The 16,668-nt window shown below is 59.4% G+C and carries 17 protein-coding genes; 4 read left to right on the top strand and 13 right to left on the bottom strand.

What is annotated here, in order from left to right; all coding sequences use genetic code 11:
• Position 1 precedes the first annotated feature (1 nt).
• The 4 genes from ARCT_RS0101970 to ARCT_RS25140 all read right to left on the bottom strand — a co-directional run bounded on the left by ARCT_RS0101970 (position 2) and on the right by ARCT_RS25140 (position 4,587).
• Positions 2-2,347, bottom strand: coding sequence for a copper-transporting P-type ATPase (locus tag ARCT_RS0101970; protein ID WP_027238586.1), 2,346 nt, complete (start codon positions 2,345-2,347; stop codon positions 2-4).
• A gap of 78 nt (positions 2,348-2,425) precedes the next feature.
• Positions 2,426-3,346 (bottom strand): prolipoprotein diacylglyceryl transferase, encoded by a 921-nt coding sequence (gene lgt / locus ARCT_RS0101965; RefSeq protein WP_027238585.1) that lies wholly within the window; start codon positions 3,344-3,346, stop codon positions 2,426-2,428.
• A gap of 105 nt (positions 3,347-3,451) precedes the next feature.
• Positions 3,452-3,838 carry a DUF302 domain-containing protein gene (locus ARCT_RS0101960; protein ID WP_007803435.1) on the bottom strand — a complete coding sequence of 129 codons (387 nt, stop codon included), beginning with the start codon at positions 3,836-3,838 and terminating at the stop codon, positions 3,452-3,454.
• A 140-nt stretch (positions 3,839-3,978) separates the two neighbouring features.
• Positions 3,979-4,587 carry an EF-hand domain-containing protein gene (locus tag ARCT_RS25140; RefSeq protein WP_012187178.1) on the bottom strand — a complete coding sequence of 203 codons (609 nt, stop codon included), beginning with the start codon at positions 4,585-4,587 and terminating at the stop codon, positions 3,979-3,981.
• Between the two features lie 397 nt (positions 4,588-4,984).
• Between ARCT_RS25140 and ARCT_RS28895 the strand changes: the two genes are divergently transcribed.
• Positions 4,985-5,542 carry a hypothetical protein gene (locus ARCT_RS28895; protein WP_012187179.1) on the top strand — a complete coding sequence of 186 codons (558 nt, stop codon included), beginning with the start codon at positions 4,985-4,987 and terminating at the stop codon, positions 5,540-5,542.
• Between the two features lie 76 nt (positions 5,543-5,618).
• Here the strand turns inward: ARCT_RS28895 and ARCT_RS0101945 are convergent, their stop codons facing one another.
• From ARCT_RS0101945 to ARCT_RS25135, 4 genes are all read right to left on the bottom strand, one after another.
• Positions 5,619-6,284, bottom strand: a complete 666-nt coding sequence (locus ARCT_RS0101945) for a L,D-transpeptidase (RefSeq protein ID WP_012187180.1) — start codon at positions 6,282-6,284, stop codon at positions 5,619-5,621.
• A gap of 42 nt (positions 6,285-6,326) precedes the next feature.
• Complete coding sequence (locus tag ARCT_RS0101940) at positions 6,327-6,812, bottom strand: disulfide bond formation protein B (RefSeq protein ID WP_036783951.1); 486 nt, start codon at positions 6,810-6,812, stop codon at positions 6,327-6,329.
• A gap of 140 nt (positions 6,813-6,952) precedes the next feature.
• Entirely contained in the window at positions 6,953-8,167 is a 1,215-nt protein-coding gene (locus tag ARCT_RS0101935) for a multicopper oxidase family protein (RefSeq protein WP_240476202.1), read from the bottom strand.
• A gap of 173 nt (positions 8,168-8,340) precedes the next feature.
• Positions 8,341-9,087, bottom strand: coding sequence for a L,D-transpeptidase (locus ARCT_RS25135; RefSeq protein ID WP_009808023.1), 747 nt, complete (start codon positions 9,085-9,087; stop codon positions 8,341-8,343).
• Between the two features lie 14 nt (positions 9,088-9,101).
• Here ARCT_RS25135 and ARCT_RS0101925 point away from each other — a divergent pair, with 14 nt between their 5' ends.
• Together ARCT_RS0101925 and ARCT_RS0101920 are read left to right on the top strand one after the other, a co-directional pair.
• On the top strand, positions 9,102-9,938 hold the full coding sequence (locus ARCT_RS0101925; protein ID WP_027238582.1) for a DUF305 domain-containing protein: 837 nt from the start codon (positions 9,102-9,104) through the stop codon (positions 9,936-9,938).
• A gap of 12 nt (positions 9,939-9,950) precedes the next feature.
• Positions 9,951-10,715, top strand: a complete 765-nt coding sequence (locus tag ARCT_RS0101920; RefSeq protein ID WP_009808021.1) for a MauE/DoxX family redox-associated membrane protein — start codon at positions 9,951-9,953, stop codon at positions 10,713-10,715.
• 21 nt (positions 10,716-10,736) lie between these two features.
• Here the strand turns inward: ARCT_RS0101920 and cueR are convergent, their stop codons facing one another.
• The gene (cueR, locus tag ARCT_RS0101915; RefSeq protein ID WP_009808020.1) at positions 10,737-11,135 is read right to left on the bottom strand and encodes a Cu(I)-responsive transcriptional regulator; all 399 of its coding nucleotides are present in this window, start codon (positions 11,133-11,135) and stop codon (positions 10,737-10,739) included.
• A 12-nt stretch (positions 11,136-11,147) separates the two neighbouring features.
• Positions 11,148-13,658, bottom strand: a complete 2,511-nt coding sequence (locus tag ARCT_RS0101910) for a heavy metal translocating P-type ATPase (protein ID WP_027238581.1) — start codon at positions 13,656-13,658, stop codon at positions 11,148-11,150.
• A 148-nt stretch (positions 13,659-13,806) separates the two neighbouring features.
• Here ARCT_RS0101910 and ARCT_RS0101905 point away from each other — a divergent pair, with 148 nt between their 5' ends.
• On the top strand, positions 13,807-14,007 hold the full coding sequence (locus ARCT_RS0101905; RefSeq protein WP_009808018.1) for a heavy-metal-associated domain-containing protein: 201 nt from the start codon (positions 13,807-13,809) through the stop codon (positions 14,005-14,007).
• Positions 14,008-14,049: 42 nt separating this feature from the next.
• Here ARCT_RS0101905 and ARCT_RS0101900 read toward each other — a convergent pair whose 3' ends face one another.
• The 3 genes from ARCT_RS0101900 to ARCT_RS0101890 are packed head-to-tail and all read right to left on the bottom strand — an operon-like array spanning position 14,050 to position 16,656.
• The gene (locus ARCT_RS0101900; RefSeq protein ID WP_009808017.1) at positions 14,050-14,781 is read right to left on the bottom strand and encodes a DsbA family protein; all 732 of its coding nucleotides are present in this window, start codon (positions 14,779-14,781) and stop codon (positions 14,050-14,052) included.
• A gap of 1 nt (position 14,782) precedes the next feature.
• Positions 14,783-15,265: a c-type cytochrome gene (locus tag ARCT_RS0101895; protein WP_027238580.1), complete on the bottom strand. Its 483-nt coding sequence runs from the start codon at positions 15,263-15,265 to the stop codon at positions 14,783-14,785.
• Entirely contained in the window at positions 15,262-16,656 is a 1,395-nt protein-coding gene (locus tag ARCT_RS0101890) for a multicopper oxidase family protein (protein ID WP_009808015.1), read from the bottom strand. The genes ARCT_RS0101895 and ARCT_RS0101890 overlap by 4 nt, the downstream gene beginning before the upstream one ends.
• Between the last annotated feature and the right edge of the window lie 12 nt (positions 16,657-16,668).

Raw genomic sequence — 16,668 nt, 5'->3', positions numbered from 1 at the left:
TCTAGATACGAACGCCGCGAAGGCGCAGCGAATTGAGCACCACCGAGATTGACGACGCGCTCATGGCGAAGGCAGCAAACATCGGACTGATGAGGATGCCAAAGAAGGGAAACAGAACTCCCGCCGCGACCGGCACGCCGGAGGCGTTGTAGATCAGCGCGAAGAACAGGTTCTGGCGGATGTTGCGCATCGTGGCCCGGGCGAGCCGCCGCGCACGCACGATACCATCAAGGTTGCCCTTGACCAGCGTGACGCCCGCGCTTTCGATGGCCACATCGGCGCCGGTGCCCATGGCGATGCCGACATCGGCCTGCGCGAGCGCGGGGGCGTCGTTGACGCCATCCCCGGCCATGGCGACCTTGTGGCCCGCCTCTTGCAACTCAAGGATGATCCGCGCCTTGTCCTCCGGCAGCACGTCGGCCCGGATCTCATCGATTCCGAGCCGCGTGCCGATGGCCTTGGCCGTGCGTTCGTTGTCGCCGGTCGCCATGATGACGCGGAACCCCAGTTCATGCAGATCCTCGATGGCTTCTGGCGTGGTCTCCTTCACTGGGTCGGCGACAGCAACTAGACCGGCGATCTCGCCATCCAGCACAACGAACATGACCGTCTCGCCTTCGTCGCGGCGGGCATTGGCCTTGGCGGTCAACGCGCCCGCCTCGAGCCCCAATTCGCGGATCATCGCCAAATTGCCGAGCGCGACCGCTTTGCCGTCAACGACCCCCTTGACGCCCTTGCCAGTGACCGCCTCGAAGTCCCGTGCCTCGTCCATTTTGACATCTCGCTCCTCCGCACCCCTGACGATCGCTTCGGCCAAGGGGTGCTCCGATCCGCGCTCAAGCGATGCGGCGAGACGCAAGACCTCGGCTTCGTCGTGGCCGGGTTGCGGGAGTACGTCGACAAGCCGCGGCTTGCCTTCGGTCAACGTGCCGGTCTTGTCGACGATCAGGGTATCGACTTTCTCGAACCGCTCCAGCGCCTCGGCGTTCTTGATCAGCACCCCTGCCTGAGCGCCCCGTCCTGTCGCTGTCATGATCGACATCGGTGTCGCCAGGCCAAGCGCACAAGGACAGGCGATGATCAGAACCGCCACCGCCGAAATCAATGCGTAGGAAAGCGCAGGCGCGGGCCCCCAGATCGCCCAGGCGATGAAGGACAGGACCGCGATACCGATGACGGCCGGAACGAAATATCCCGCCACCTTGTCGGCGTATTTCTGGATCGGGGCGCGCGAGCGCTGCGCGTTCGACACCATCTCGACAATTTGAGCCAGCATCGTGTCGGACCCGACACGCGTCGCCTCCATCACCAGACTGCCGGTGCCATTGATCGTCGCGCCGGTCAGCGGGTCGCCCTCGGTCTTCTCGACCGGCACGGGTTCACCGGAGATCATGCTTTCGTCGACCGAGGACCGGCCGTCCAGAACCACGCCATCGACCGGCACCTTGTCACCGGGCCGCACGCGCAGCCGGTCCCCGACTTGCACGTCCTCCAGCGGGATTTCCTCCTCGGATCCGTCGTCCCGGATGACCCGCGCGGTCTTTGCCGCCATGTCGAGAAGCGCGCGGATCGCCTTGCCGGTCCCCTCGCGGGCGCGTAGTTCCATCACCTGGCCGAGCAGCACCAGCGTCACGATCACCGCCGCCGCCTCGAAATAGACGCCGACATGGCCTTCGGAGTCTCGGAACCCATCAGGGAATATGTCCGGTGCGAGAACGGCAACGACGCTGAAGAGCCAGGCGGCAAGAACGCCCATGCCGATCAGGGAGAACATGTTGAGGTTCAATGTGCGGAACGAAATCCATCCGCGTTCCAGAAACGGCCAGCCGCACCACAAGACCACTGGCGTTGCCAGGATCAATTCGATCCATTGTGTGGTGCTTTCGCCAAAAAAAGTCCGGACTGCGGGGAAACCGACGAATGGCCCCATCGTGAGGACAAGGAGCGGGATCGTCAGGACTGTGCCGACCCAGAACCGCCGTGTGAAATCCACCAGTTCGGGATTTGGACCTTCATCGCCCGGCACACCGGATTCCAGTTCCAATCCCATACCACAGATCGGACACGCGCCCGGATCAGGCTGCCGCACCTGAGGGTGCATCGGGCAGGTGAAAATGGGACCATCATGTCCTGTAGGAACCAGATCATATCGGCCATCGGCCGGCGTGGCACCCGCGTGGTGTTCGTGATGATCATGTGCTGAATGGACCTCGAGCTCCGATTCCGGCACGAGGTGCATCCCGCATTTCGGACATTTGCCGGGCTCAAACTGCCGCACCTCAGGGTGCATGGGGCAAACGAATACCGAGGAAGCTGCTGTGGTTTCAGAACTGTCGGGGGTGCTCATTTTGCGGTCCTTTCCGAGAATGCTTCTCTTGCTTGGGGCTTCCATCCACAGGAGGGTCAAGAGAGATCAGTACGGCGATTACATTGCGGCTCTGCGGGGTGGCGCTGTCCGGCCCCGTTCCCGCCGGGCGAACACGATCAACGCCAGCCCGACCAGCACCATTGGCATGGAGAGCAACTGGCCCATGGTCAAACCCCACTCACCAAAGTGGAGCGCATGGCCAATTGGGTTATCTTCCGTCACGAACTGCTGGTCCGGTTGCCGGAACATCTCGACGAAATTTCGGGCAAGACCATAGCCGGTCAGAAACACGCCAGCCAAGGCACCGGGCATTTTCAGCCAGCCCCGGCCCCAAGCGAGATAAATGAGCAGTATTCCAAGAATGAGCCCCTCCAATACCGCCTCGTACAGCTGGGACGGGTGTCGGGCGCAGAGGCCGCTAACCCCTGGGCAGGCCTGCGCGACTTCGCCGGGAAAGATCACCGCCCAGGGAACGTCCGTTGGACGCCCCCACAACTCATTGTTGGTGAAGTTCGCCAGCCTTCCAAGAAACAAGCCTGGTGGTGTTGCCAAAGCCAGCAAGTCGCCAGTGCTGAGCAATGACGCGTTCTGTCTAAGGCAGAACAGCAAGGCCGCGATGACAACTCCCGCGAACCCCCCGTGGAAAGACATGCCGCCTTGCCAGACCATCAGAATTTCCAAGGGATTGGCGAGATAATATGCGGGCTGGTAGAACAGTACAAAGCCCAGGCGACCACCAGCAATCACGCCGATGATGATCCACGTCAGAAGATCTTCGATCTGCGTTCGGTCAAGCGGCGGTCCAGCTGACGTCCAGAGCGCGGGACGGCTTATGGCACTCGAACAAATGCGCCAGCCAATCAGGATACCGAAGATATAGGCTAGCGCGTACCAGCGGAGTGCGAATGTGACCCCCCCGATGTCGAAGGAGAAGAGGTCGGTTCCAATATCCGGAAATGGCAATCCCGCTGGCAGCACTGGGTGAGTTCCTCATCAAGAATTTACGTGGGGATTAGATGGCATTGATCGAGCACCGCTAAAGGCGCTCGATCTGCGACAGGGCATCCAACGCCCATCCCGCCATCACGCGGTGTCGAGGGCGTCCCGAAGGAGATCGCGGACTTCGCCGGCGACCGCGTCCAGGTCTTGGTTCTGCACCGCCTGCATCGAAGCGACAGGATCGACCGCGCTGACCTCGGTGTCGCCGTCCAGTTGCCGCAGGATAACATTGCAGGGAAGCATCGCACCGATGCGAGGCTCGATCTCGATGGCTTTGTGCGCCATGCCCGGATTACAGGCCCCCAAGATGCGGTAAGGCGGCATGTCCGCATCAAGTTTCTTTTTCATCGTCGCTTTGACGTCAATCTCAGTCAGAACGCCGAAGCCCTTGTCTGCCAAAGCATCCCGAACACGCATCTCTGCGTCATCGATTTTGGTGTCTTTCAGGACGCGATCATAGGTATAGGCCATGGGAATTTTCCTTTCCGTGTCTCTATTTGTTGGCATACCGAGGCTAAACGGTTCAGGTCGCGGTTCGGTTCAATGTCCCGACCGCGAATGGTTTTGGGGTTGTGAGGACGGGTGCCGGAAAAAAACCGGCACCCATTGGCTCAGTTGTCCTGCATCATGGAGCCGTTGCCCATGCCCTGACCGTTGCCAGGCCGCGCAGGCGCATCTGCCATATTCGACCGCATCATCTGCATCCGCTCCATCCTATCGGCAGGAGCGGCCATCTCTTCCGGCGTCACCGCGCCGTCGCCATCGGCATCGAGGTGTTGGAAGCGATCCACCATCATTTCGCGGATCATCGCGCTGTGGAGAGCTTCAAACTCGGTAATCGAGAGGCTTCCATCCCCGTCGCTGTCAAACTCGGAAAGCTTGGCCTGCAGCTGCGTGCGCATTTCTTCCGGCGTCGTTGTGCCGTCTCCATCAGTGTCGAACATTTGCATCATGCCGCCAGCCATGCCTGGGCTCATCATACCACTGCCCATGCCTGCGCCCATCATGCCTGCGCCCATCATGTTTCCGTGCATGCGCTTCATCATGTCCATCATTCCGCCCATGTTCCCCATCATACCGGGACCACCGTTCTGCATCATGCCTGGTCCGCTCTGGGCGCCAAATTGTCCCCCACGCCCGTGGTTGGCGTCCGCGAATGCGGCACCGCCAAGGGCGGTTGCAGCCAGGGTCATTGCAGCGAGTAAAGTGTTGCGTTTCATTTCGATCACCTCGTGTCAGTGTTGCGATACCCAGCATATGGGGGGCACCTGCAGATGCGGAATGCCACGCGAGCCGGTGTTTTGTATCGCGAGGTCACAAAGGCGGGGTCTGTTACAAATTGCGACAAATCAATTCGGGGCGAACGCTCCTCTTCATCTGAAACATGCGATATCCAGAAAAAAAGGTGTCGAGGATCCGTATACCAACCGAAACCGAACCCATGTTTCGGTAGAGGTGAAATCCGGAAGAGTTGATGTCGAGATTGCTAGAGGCCCTGAATATCCCGAAAATTCAATCATTCAACCCATGGCAGGAGGCTGCAGGGTGCTCTTTTTGAACCGCATTTTCTCAGTTCTAACCTTGGTAATTTTGGCGGGGTGCGGTGCAGGAAACGACATGCGCCCGGATGCTTCAGCCGAAGTCATCAGTAGCGCATCCTACCGTCACGATGGACCGGCCGCGCTGACGTTGTACACCATGATCAACAACAGGTCCGGGGCGGGTGCGCATAGCAGCGTCATGATTAATGGGTCGCAGCGTGTTATCTTCGATCCGGCAGGAACGGTCCGGCTGAGCGCTGTACCGGAACGGGGAGATGTGCTTTATGGCATTACTCCACAAGTGGCCGATTTTTATGCGCGGGCTCATGCTCGCGAGACCTACCATGTCGTCATACAAGAGATCGATGTGTCTCCCGAAGTCGCGGAGCAGGCTTTGCGCCTTGCAATTGCCAGCGGCCCAGCCGCTTCCGGTTTTTGTAGTGCCAGTACCTCCGCGGTACTCAGACAATTACCAGGATTTGAATCCATCGGACGCACATTTTTTCCAAAGCGCCTGATGGCGGATTTTGGCAAGTTGCCGGGCGTGCGAACCACAAAGCTGTTCGAGAACGATGAGGACGACAAATCCGTAGCGATCGCACAGTTCGAAAGTTCACTTGCGACACAGCCGTGAGTGTTCGTCCAACAATTCATTGGAAGATGTCCCTGCACGACGCTGTCCTCGGCGTGTGAGCCAAAGATGCAATAGGTTAGCTTCGAGCGGTAACGCTGTCTTCGGCCGAGTAAAGGAACGCCGTCGATCCGACAGCGACATTCGGATAGAGATCATTGATGTGGGCCATCACCATGCGCACGCATCCCGAACTGGCCCGGCCGCCAATGCTGCGAGGGCTCGGCGTTCCGTGAATTCGAAGGTACGTATCCCGATCTCCGACGAATAGATACAAAGCCCTGCTGCCCAAGGCATTGTTGGGGCCGGGCTCCATACCGTCGGCAAACCGCTCGTAAGCCTCCGGATCGCGTTCGATCATTGACTGCGTTGGCGTCCAGTGCGGCCATTCGACCTTTCGGCGGATCGTATAGGTGCCGGGTTCATAGAGATCGCCCTTGGCAATCGCCACCCCGTATCGCATCGCGGTGCCACCTTCCTCGATATGGTACAGATAGCGCGCGATCGCATCGACGTGAATGTCACCCGGGCGCAAACCGTCATTCGCCAAAACGCGTTGCGGCAGCAGCCTGGGATGCAGCCCCCATGGGTTGGTTGTTGCCGGGTCATAGTTGGCGGGCGTGATCTGCGCATCCCAAGCTGCTTTTTCGGCTGTTGACGGCCAGGTCTTAGCGAATGCTGGCGAACTCAGAGACGCTGAAAACAGCGAGCCGGAAAGTGCAAGGAAGTGTCGTCTTGTAACCATGAAGCGAAGCCCTTTGTTTGTTTTCGATGAATGCGGGACGATTCAAGAAACGTCCGCGACCCCATGCCACCGAACCTTTTGATGTCTTCCGATCGCGACCAACCAGAGGCAAGCAAGGACACCGCTTAGGATCGCGTTCCAACTCGCCATGGACAACGTCAGAAATTCCCAGACAACCTCATTGCACAGAACAAGAGTGGACGCATTTGAACTGGCAGAGGGCAGTAATTCCGATACCGACATTTGCGAAACATCGAGGCCGGATCCCGTGCAAGAAGTCGGTCCCTCCCACCAGCCGCGCTCGACCCCGGTATGAAACATTCCCAACGCGGATGTGCTGAGTGCCGACAGGGCACCGATTATCAGGATTGGCAAAATCGGCAGAGCAAAGAGCAACAGAGCGCCCATTCCAATGGCGATTGCGTGTGGGTAGCGTTGCCAGATGCACATTGCGCACGGCGCGTACCCAAGAGCCTGGAAAACGAAGGCCCCTAACAGCAAGGCGGCTGATCCTGCCGCCGCAGTCATGCCGAGAGATTTTGGTGTCAGGGTCAATGAACGCTCCCGTTGGCAATCGATGGACCTGTTTCTCGCTTGTCAGGTTACGTAGACGGCAAAAGGCCTGTTATCATTCAGAGATTTGTAACGGTATGTATCCGTCTCGACCCTCAGCCGACTCTGATCCACGTTGCCATACCGTCGGCTTGGTGGCTCAACATGTGGCAATGCAGCATCCACGATCCCGGATTGTCCAGGACGACGAGAATTTCCCGCGTCTCGCCGATATCCAGGAAGGTCGAGTCCCGGTATGGACCGGCTTCCCCCGCCGCATCGAGTTCCCAGAAATGGTGGCCATGCAGATGCATGACGTGTGGAAACCCGGTTTCGTTGCGGATTGAAATGCGCACGGTCGTCCCCTGCGCGACGGATAGGAAAGGGGTTCGAGGCAGTCCAGATACGTCATTGAGCGCCCATGTTCCGGTGCCGTTATGGGACGCGCTTCCCGCACCTCCCTGGAGCACCAGCTCCGCGGTTTGGCCGGGGTCTTGCGGGGCGGGCATTCGGTTGGCGGGCAACGCGGTGATGGGCACTTTCGCAGGCTCACGAGAACCGGAAACAGCGATTTCGCCGAGGCTCAACGTCCGCTCTCCAAAGCTGTCGTCGAATCGGATCGGCCCGGTCGCATCACCGATCACATCGCATCTTTGCCCCGGAGCGAGAAGGATCGGTTCGAGCGTCCGTGGATGCGCCAGGGGCATACCATCCAGTGCAACGATCTTGCCTGCCAGACCGTCCAGCCCGACACGGTAAACCCTGTCGATAGAGGGATTTATCAGGCGCAAACGCAGGCGGTCGCCTTGTCTCACATTCTTGCTGGTTCCATTGGAAACAAGCGCCGTGGCAATATTGCCGATACGGCCCTCGGTCGTAAAATGGGCCGCGTTGAATGCTTCGTCGTACTGTCCAGACATATCCAGCAGGAGATCGAAGAATTGAACAACAATATCATGGTCGACAGCCGGCGCATTTTGCTCCTCGACGATGAAGGCGCCGAAAAGGCCGCGACTGACCTGATCGTAAGACAGGTAATGGGAGTGATACCAATACGTGCCGGCATCCGGGACGCCGAATTGATAACGATATGAGTCGCCCGGAATGACCACATCCTGAGTGAGAACGTTGACACCATCCATCCGATTTGGAACCCGCAACCCATGCCAGTGAACAAGAGCGCCCTCCTCCAATCGGTTGTCGAGGGTAATGCGGGCGGTTTGTCCTTGTCGCATTCTGATTTCAGGGCCCGGCAGACCACCGTTGAAGCCCAACATCGACACGTCGTACCCAGCAAGGCGCGCCTTTATCGATTGGGGTGCGAGGATCAACTCGGGTGTCGCTGCTGGCAAGTGAGTGCCAGCCAGTGCAACGGTCATCCCGCCAAGGAAAGACCTCCGGCTCAAAGACAATTCCGTCACCTCATGAATGATGGACTGGCTTTCGCCAACTGCTGTGCTTGTGCCATTTCCGGTGGAGGAACTTCAAGGCGACAGAGCACCCCTCACGCCGTTGTCACTTTGGGATACAGAAAGACGCGAGCGCCGATTTCAACGCGATCGTACAGATCCTTCACATGCTCATTCGTCAATCGCGCGCATCCATTCGACACGGCCGACCCAATTGTCTCCGGGGCGTTCGTTCCGTGAATGCGAAGATAGGTATCGCGTCCGTCATCATCATGGAGATAGAGCGCGCGGGCCCCAAGCGGGTTGTTTGGCCCGCCTTTCAGCCCATCCTTGTACTTCGCGTACTTATGTGGCTCGCGCCGGATCATAGCGTTCGTCGGTCGCCACCATGGCCATTTGGCCTTGCGATCCACGGTGAACTCTCCGGGTTCGTACAAACCTTTGCGCCCTACTCCGACCCCGTAGCGGATCGCCATCCCGTCCTCGAGCATGAAATAGAGGAAAAAATCGTCAGGAACGACGTGGATGTCCCCGTTCATCCAGTCATCACGACGGGTGTTTATCAATTGCGGTTCGAACCGTTCGGGCAATTTGACTTTGTGGGCCCAGGCAGTTGTCGGCAGGAAGCAACCCAACGCTCCGGCACAAATCAATTCTCGTCTCGTGAAATTCTGCATGGCGCGATCTCCTCGGACCCATGAAAATTCAGTGCGCGCCAGGGGCAAAGAAAAGAAGCCGTGAACCGGGGCAAACGACGCGCCTTTGTTGCCTTGAAACCACGAAAATTCGCGCTTTTGGAACTCTCCAGCGCTGGAATGTTCTTCTTTTACAAAGAACTGCAAGGAGGTGACTGGAAATGCACTACTCACGATTCTTTATGATGATCGGAACATCGACCGTGGTCATGTTCGTTCTGATGTACCTGAACACCTATCTTTGGGGCCATATCTTCTTTTCGGAGACACGCCTTTACATGGCCATCCTGATGGGGGCGACCATGGCCGTGATCATGTTGGCGTGCATGTTGTCCATGTATCAGAACACCAAGGTCAACATCGCGATCTTCGTAGGCGCCATTCTTGTCTTTGCGGCAAGCCTCTGGCCGGTACGCGGGCAATTCACGGTGCAGGACAGGTCCTACATGCGCGCCATGATCCCGCACCATTCGATCGCCATCATGACGTCGACTCGTGCCGAGATCACCGACCCGCGCGTCCGGGGGCTGGCAGACGACATCATCTATGCGCAGGACAAGGAAATCGCCGAAATGCGCTACCTAATTGCTGATATTGAAGCAAACGGCGAGGCATCGGCCACGCCGACCGAACCGCCGCCACAGGTCGTGAATGCGCAACAGGCGCTTCAAACGGAGGTCGTGTCGAAAGTCGATCCCGAGTTTCTGACGGAAGACGAAATCGCTGCGGTGTTCCCGAATGGCGGAAATTGCCGCTTTGCTTACACCTCGGACAGTCCGGCTGTACTGGTGACTGGTGAAACCGGCGAAGGGTTTGCCGCCGCAATGAAGATCAGCGGTGATCTGGTGCGCCTGAATGCGCAGGGCGAAAATGCATTTTCTGAAGGCCCGCTGTCGGCCCGCATCGCAGAGACAGATGGTGACCTGACCGATCTAATCGTCAGCGCGGGAACCGACTACGAAGCCGGGTTCCGTGGTCAATTTACGTGCAGCGGATAAGGAGGAAAGGACATGCCCCGCGACACAGACAGCAAATCCGCGCAACTTTATCGCATGGTCATGCCGGGCCATGTCTGCCCCTACGGTCTGAAATCGAAAGACCTGCTGGAGCGGCAAGGCTTCGAGGTGGAAGACCATCCGCTTGAGACCCGTGAAGACACCGATGCTTTCATGGAGAAGCACGGTGTCGAGACGACGCCGCAGACCTTCATCGGCGGAGAACGGATCGGCGGCTACGATGATCTCAGGGTGTTCTTCGACATCGACCCACCCGAGGAAGAGCAAAGCGACACGACCTACCAGCCGGTCATTGCGATCTTTTCCGTCGCCGCGCTGTTGGCACTGGGCCTGTCGTGGCACCAGTACGGGTCGGTTCTCACCTTGCGCGGGTTCGAATGGTTCATTTCGCTGTCCATGACCATTCTCGCGATCCAGAAATTGCAGGATGTCGAAGGGTTCTCGACGATGTTCCTCAATTACGACCTGCTGGCGCGCAAATGGGTGCGATACGGCAAGGTCTACCCGTTCGGCGAAGCGTTGGCAGGTATCCTGATGACTGCCGGCGCGCTGCTGTGGCTCTCGGCGCCTGTCGCCTTGTTTATCGGCACGGTTGGTGCTGTCAGCGTTTTCAAGGCTGTTTATATCGACAAGAGAGAGCTGAAATGCGCCTGCGTCGGCGGTGACAGTTCCGTCCGGCTGGGGTTCATTTCGCTGACGGAAAACCTGATGATGATCTTCATGGGTATCTGGATGCCGGTCCGCGCAATCTGGTTCTGAATCGCGCCGAACCGGCCCCGTTCATTCGGACATTCGTATAGGTGAGAGATCTGCGAGGATCGGACAATCCGGACGATGATCCCCGGCACATTTCTCCACAAGTTCGGTAAGCGTCGTTCTCATGGATTGCAGCTTCTCGATCTTTTCCTCGATCTGGCGAAGATGCTCTTCCGCCACCGCCTTCACCTGAACGCTTTCGCGGTTTTCATCCTCGTAGAGAGCCAGAAGCGTCCTGCAATCTTCGATGGTGAACCCCAAGGCCCGTGCGCGACCCAGAAACGCCAGCTTGTGAACGTGGTTCTCGGTGAACGCGCGATAGCCGTTCTCGCTACGGTTCGGGCGGATCAGCCCGATGTCCTCGTAGTAGCGGATTGTTTTTGGGGGCACACCCGATTGTCGGGCAACGTCTCCGATGTTCATGTCGGACCTCCGTTATTCTGCTGGAGCAGGAGTGGCGGCTGCCATCTCTGCCGGGATTGCGCGCTGCTCGTCCATCGCCGGCGCGATGCCTCGCAGGCGCAGGGCATTGGTCAGAACGAACACCGAGGACAAAGCCATCGCGCCCGCCGCGAGAATTGGTGACAGGAGCAGCCCAAAGGCGGGATAAAGCACCCCGGCGGCGACCGGAATCAGCGCGACATTGTAGGCAAAGGCCCAGAACAGGTTCTGCCGGATGTTGCGCATGGTCCGGCGGGACACCTCGAAGGCATTCACCACGCCGCGCAAATCGCCGGACATCAGGACGACATCCGCGGACTCGATGGCCACATCGGTGCCGGTGCCAATGGCGATACCCACATCGGCATGCGCCAGCGCCGGGGCGTCATTGATACCGTCGCCGACAAAGGCGATGCGCTTGCCGCCCTCACGCAACGTATCGAGCGCCGCGACCTTGCCGTCTGGCAGAACGCCCGCGACGACGTGATCAATGCCGGTTTCGCGGGCGATGGCTTCGGCGGTTTCGCGTTTGTCCCCTGTGATCATCGCAACCGCAAGACCCTTTTCGTGCAGCGCTGCGATGGCTGCGCGGCTTGCCGGTTTGACCGGGTCGGCAACGCCGATCACGGCGGCGACACGTCCATCTATGGCAGCGTAAAGCGCCGTCCGGCCCTTGCTTGCGATATTCGTTTCCTCTTGTGCCAACGCCGAGACGTCAACGCCTTGCCGCGCCATGTATCGGTCGGCCCCAACCAATACCTCCACATCTTCGACCAAGGCGCGCACGCCGTAACCGGTGACCGATTGAAAGCCTTCGGCCCCCACAAGAGGTGCGCCCTCGGCCCGGGCTGCGCGCACGATCGCGTCCGCGACAGGATGCTCGGAGAGCGACTCCACGGCGGCGATCTTCGAAAGCGTCGTTGGACGATCAAACCCTTCCGCCAGCACCAGGTCGGTCAGTGCAGGTCGCCCCTCGGTCACCGTGCCTGTTTTGTCGAGGGCGACCACATCAACGGAATCAAGTTGCTGCAAGGCGTCACCTTTACGGAACAGGACACCCATTTCCGCAGCACGTCCCGTCCCGACCATGATGGAGGTCGGCGTCGCAAGCCCCATCGCGCAGGGGCACGCGATGATCAACACCGACACACCGGCGACAAGGGCCATTGTCAGGGCCGGATCAGGTCCGAAAACCAGCCAGACCAGCACGGTCGCCGCCGCGATTGCCATGACGGCAGGCACAAACCAAAGCGTGATCCGGTTGACCAATCCCTGGATCGGCAGCTTGGCGCCTTGGGCCTCTTCGACCATGCGAATGATCTGCGCCAGGGTCGTGTCGGCGCCGACCCGCGTGGCGCGGAATTGCAGACTTCCGGCGCCGTTGACCGTCCCGCCGGTCACCGGATCTCCGGCACCCTTTTCAGCGGGAATCGGCTCGCCTGTCAGCATGCTTTCGTCGACGCGGCTGGTCCCCTCGATGACCTCGCCATCGACCGCGATGCGTTCGCCGGGGCGCACGATGACGATGTCACCCTGAACCAGCGCATCGATCTCGATCTCAATGCTTTCACCATCGCGCATCACTCGCGCGGTCCGCGCCTGAAGCCCCAGCAGCTTCTGGATGGCCGCGCCCGTTCTCCCCTTAGCGCGCGCTTCAAGAAAACGCCCCAGCAAGATGAGGACGACGATGACCGCTGCCGCCTCGAAGTAGACAGAGCGCAGCGTGTCAGGCAAGGCCGATGGTACGAATGTCGCAACTACGGAATAGAAGTAAGCCGCCCCGGTGCCGACCGCGACGAGGCTGTTCATGTCGGGCGCGCCCCGGAATAGGGCCGGGAAACCCTTGGTGTAAAACGTCCGGCCCGGGCCGAAGAGAACGATTGTCGTGAGAACGAATTGAAGAAGCCAACTCGTCTGCTGACCAATCGTGGTCTCGATAAGCATATGAACGGCCGGAATGACGTGGCCACCCATCTCGATCAAAAAGACCGGCAAGGCGAGGATGGCTGCAAAGGTGACCCGTTTGGCAAGCGCCTGAGCCTCTTCCTCCTTGCGCGCAACCCTGTCGTCACCGGCTTGGGCCGTTGCCACGGTTGCTGGATACCCTGCCGCGCCGCTTGCATTTTCCAGATCGGATGTCGTGACAAGACCTTCGACGTAAACCACCGTTGCCGTCTCGGAGGCGAGGTTGACGTTCACCTCGACCACTCCAGGCACCGCGGAAAGCGCCTTGTCGACCCGCCCGACGCAAGAGGCACAGGACATCGCTGCAATCGTGAGTTCGGCCTTGGCCGTCCGCGCGGGGTAGCCCAGCTCGCGAAGGGTTTCGATGATGTCCGGAATGCGCTTGAGCGCGTCCACGCTCATACGTGCGGTTTCGGAAGCAAGATTAACCGACACATCCTCTACGCCGTCGATTGCATTCAATGCGCGGTCGACCCTGCCAACGCAGGACGCACATGACATGCCTTCGATCGGCAGGCTGATCTGTTTGGGTTCGGGCATATGTGTCACCTGTTTTTCCATTCAAGGTGAATATGGGGCTTCCAGTTACCGGAAGGTCAACCGAGAAGCAGTAAAATTTCTTCTCTTGACCTTCCAGCGGGGGGAAACCCCATGTCACCGACGGAAATCAGATGAAGGAGTGGTTCCAATGAAGTTCAGCGTTCCGGACATGAGCTGTGGACATTGCACCGCAGCGATCGAAAGCGCAGTGAAAACCGCAGATCCGAATGCAGGCGTAGAATGTGACCTTTCTGCCCGACAAGTGCGTGTCGACAGCGTGTTACCAGCCGATCAGGTCCAAGCGATCATTCGGGATGAGGGCTACGACGTGGAACCTGCGGCCGCTTGATGCAGTGCCCGGGCCACCCAAGGGCGGTCCGGGCACAGAATTTCAGTCTTCGTCTTTGCGGGCTTCTTCGACCAAGTCGGCAAGCTGCGCCTTTTCGACAAAGCCAGGCACCAGCGCGTCACCGATCACGAAAGACGGCGTGCCGTTAAAGCCCAGAGCTTGGGTCAGTTGCATGGATGTCGCAATGTGCTCTTCGACCTCGGGGGCCTCCATGTCCTTGCGCAACTGCGCGATATCCAGGCCGATCTCCTCGGCCACGCGCAGCACGGACGCCTCTTCCGCGCGGCCTTCCAGCCCCATCATAGCCCAGTGAAACTCTTCGTATTTGTCCTGCTTGCGCGCTGCCAAGGCCGCTTTCGCGGCGAACACCGATCCGTCTCCGAGAATGGGCCATTCACGATAGACGAGGCGAATGTTTGGATCCTCTTCGATCAAAGCCCGCACCTCGGGTTTGACCCGCCGACAATAGGGACAGTTGTAGTCGAAAAATTCCACAACGGTGACGTCCCCTTCCGCGTTGCCGAGAACCGGCGCATTCGGATCGTTCTCGATCAGATCGCGCTGGTCATTCAGAACTTGGGCCTGACTGAGCTCCTGCGCTTGCGCCTGCCTTTGTTCGAGGATCGCCACGGCCTCCATGACAATCTCCGGTTTCTCGCGGATTGCCTCGAGCACAAGTTCCTTGACCCGGGACTCTGACAGTTCGTCGGCGAGTGCCGGTATCGGAAGCAAGGCAGCTATCGCGACCGTCGTGAAGGCTTGTCTGAAACGCATTTTAGTTCTCTCCCCGTTGTTCGTCGGCTTCTGTCCGCGCGGCCTGGACTTCGCGGATGCGGTCTGGCCAGGTGGACCGGATGAAGGCCAGGATGTTGTGAATTTGCTGGTCGGTCAGCACGTCTGCGAAACCGGGCATGCCACTGTCGAATTCGACGCCCTGACGCGCCAGAAGCGCCGCACCCCCCAGTTTTGTGTAATCGAAGAGCAGGCTGTCAGGATGATGCCAGGTGTGACCCGTCTCATCATGCGGTGGTGCTGGCAGGCGCCCATCCGCGCCGGGCGTTCGCCATTCCGGCTGGCCTTCCAGACCCGCGCCATGACAAGACGCGCAGTTTTCTGCGTAGAGCAACGCGCCTTCTTCGATGTCGTAGCTCTCCGCCTTGGACGCGCTGCCGACATCCGAGGATGCACTGGTCGAGAGCCAATACATGAAGGCGGCTGCTGCGACAGTGATCGGAACGGACCAAACGAGATACCTCATGTGACCCGTATCCAGGTTGTCATGCCAGATGCGGCGTGGCTGAGCATGTGGCAATGGAACAGCCACTTGCCGGGATTGTCTGCCGTAAAGGCGATCTCCCGGGACTCGTTGCCGGCCAACAGGATCGTGTCCCGCATCGGCCCGAATGCGCCGTCGGGGCGCAGCTCGCGGAAATGCATCCCGTGCAGGTGCATCGCATGCGGGAAAACGGTCTGGTTCTCGATCTTCAGGCGCACCGGCTCGTTCAGGGATAGATCGGCCAGTGGCGTGTCGGTCATTTCGGCGACATCATTCAGGGCCCAGAATTTGCCCGCTTGGGCAAGCTGACGGAATCCAAGACGTTCCCCGCCGAGCAACGCGGACTGCATCCGCCCCATTGCACCGCCGGACATGACCAGTCGCAAATCACGCGCATCGGCAAGGTCCGGGGCGTGTGCCGCGGGGTTCGGCGGCAACGGCAGTGGCTTGCCTCTTGGTACTGAACTGGCTGTGCCGTTGACCAGAAAACTCACCAACGGGGTCAGTTGATCATCATCGCCGATGCGAAGCAACTGGGCGGTGCCGCCTTCGTCTTCGGTCACATCGACAATTAAGTCGACGCGCTGTGCCGGGCCGAGGATCAACTCGCCGTCAATCTGCTGGGGTTGGCCGATTGGCATTCCATCGACGGCCACCGTCCAGCCACTCAACCCCGAGAGCGTCAGCGGGAAAATTCGCGCGCTTGCTGCGTTGATGATCCGCAAGCGAATGCGTTCGTTGCGCTTCGCGGACAAGGTCAGGTCATAGCGCCCATTGGTCGTGATAAAGTTGCCGATGCGTCCACCGTGGCTCATCATCATGGGCTGTTCGAAATTGTCGAACAGCTGCCCGCTCTCAGGGTCGAGCAACCAGTCCTCCAGAACGATGACTTCCTCGCGGTCGATGTCCGGCCTGTCGGCCTCTTCGACGATTAAGGCGCCGCGCAGACCACGCGCGACTTGTTCGTACGAGCGATTATGCGCGTGATACCAATAGGTGCCCGCGTCCGGTACGACGAAGTCGTAGTCAAAGGTTTCACCTGGTGCCACGGCTTTCTGGGTCAGTCCTGAAACGCCATCCATCGCGTTATCGATCCGGATTCCGTGCCAGTGAACCGAACTGGGATCGGGTACCTCGTTGCGGAACCTGCGACGCACCCGATCGCCTTGTGCAACCCGGATTTCCGGGGCCGGAACAAGACCATCATAGCCCCAGATCTCTGTTTCCGGGTAGGTGTCCGGAAGAAGTTGTCGACGCGCAACCTTGGCAACCACGTCCTCGAACGGGGTTGCGGCATAGGCCGACCGCGGGATGACGGCCGCACAGGCCGCCAGAGTTGCATTGCGCAAGAAATCCCTACGTGTTTGTTTCATTTCGATCCTCGA

Origin of the sequence: Pseudophaeobacter arcticus DSM 23566 (assembly GCF_000473205.1) — a bacterium.
Classification (GTDB): domain Bacteria; phylum Pseudomonadota; class Alphaproteobacteria; order Rhodobacterales; family Rhodobacteraceae; genus Pseudophaeobacter; species Pseudophaeobacter arcticus.
This window is presented reverse-complemented; position numbering and strand designations above follow the sequence as displayed.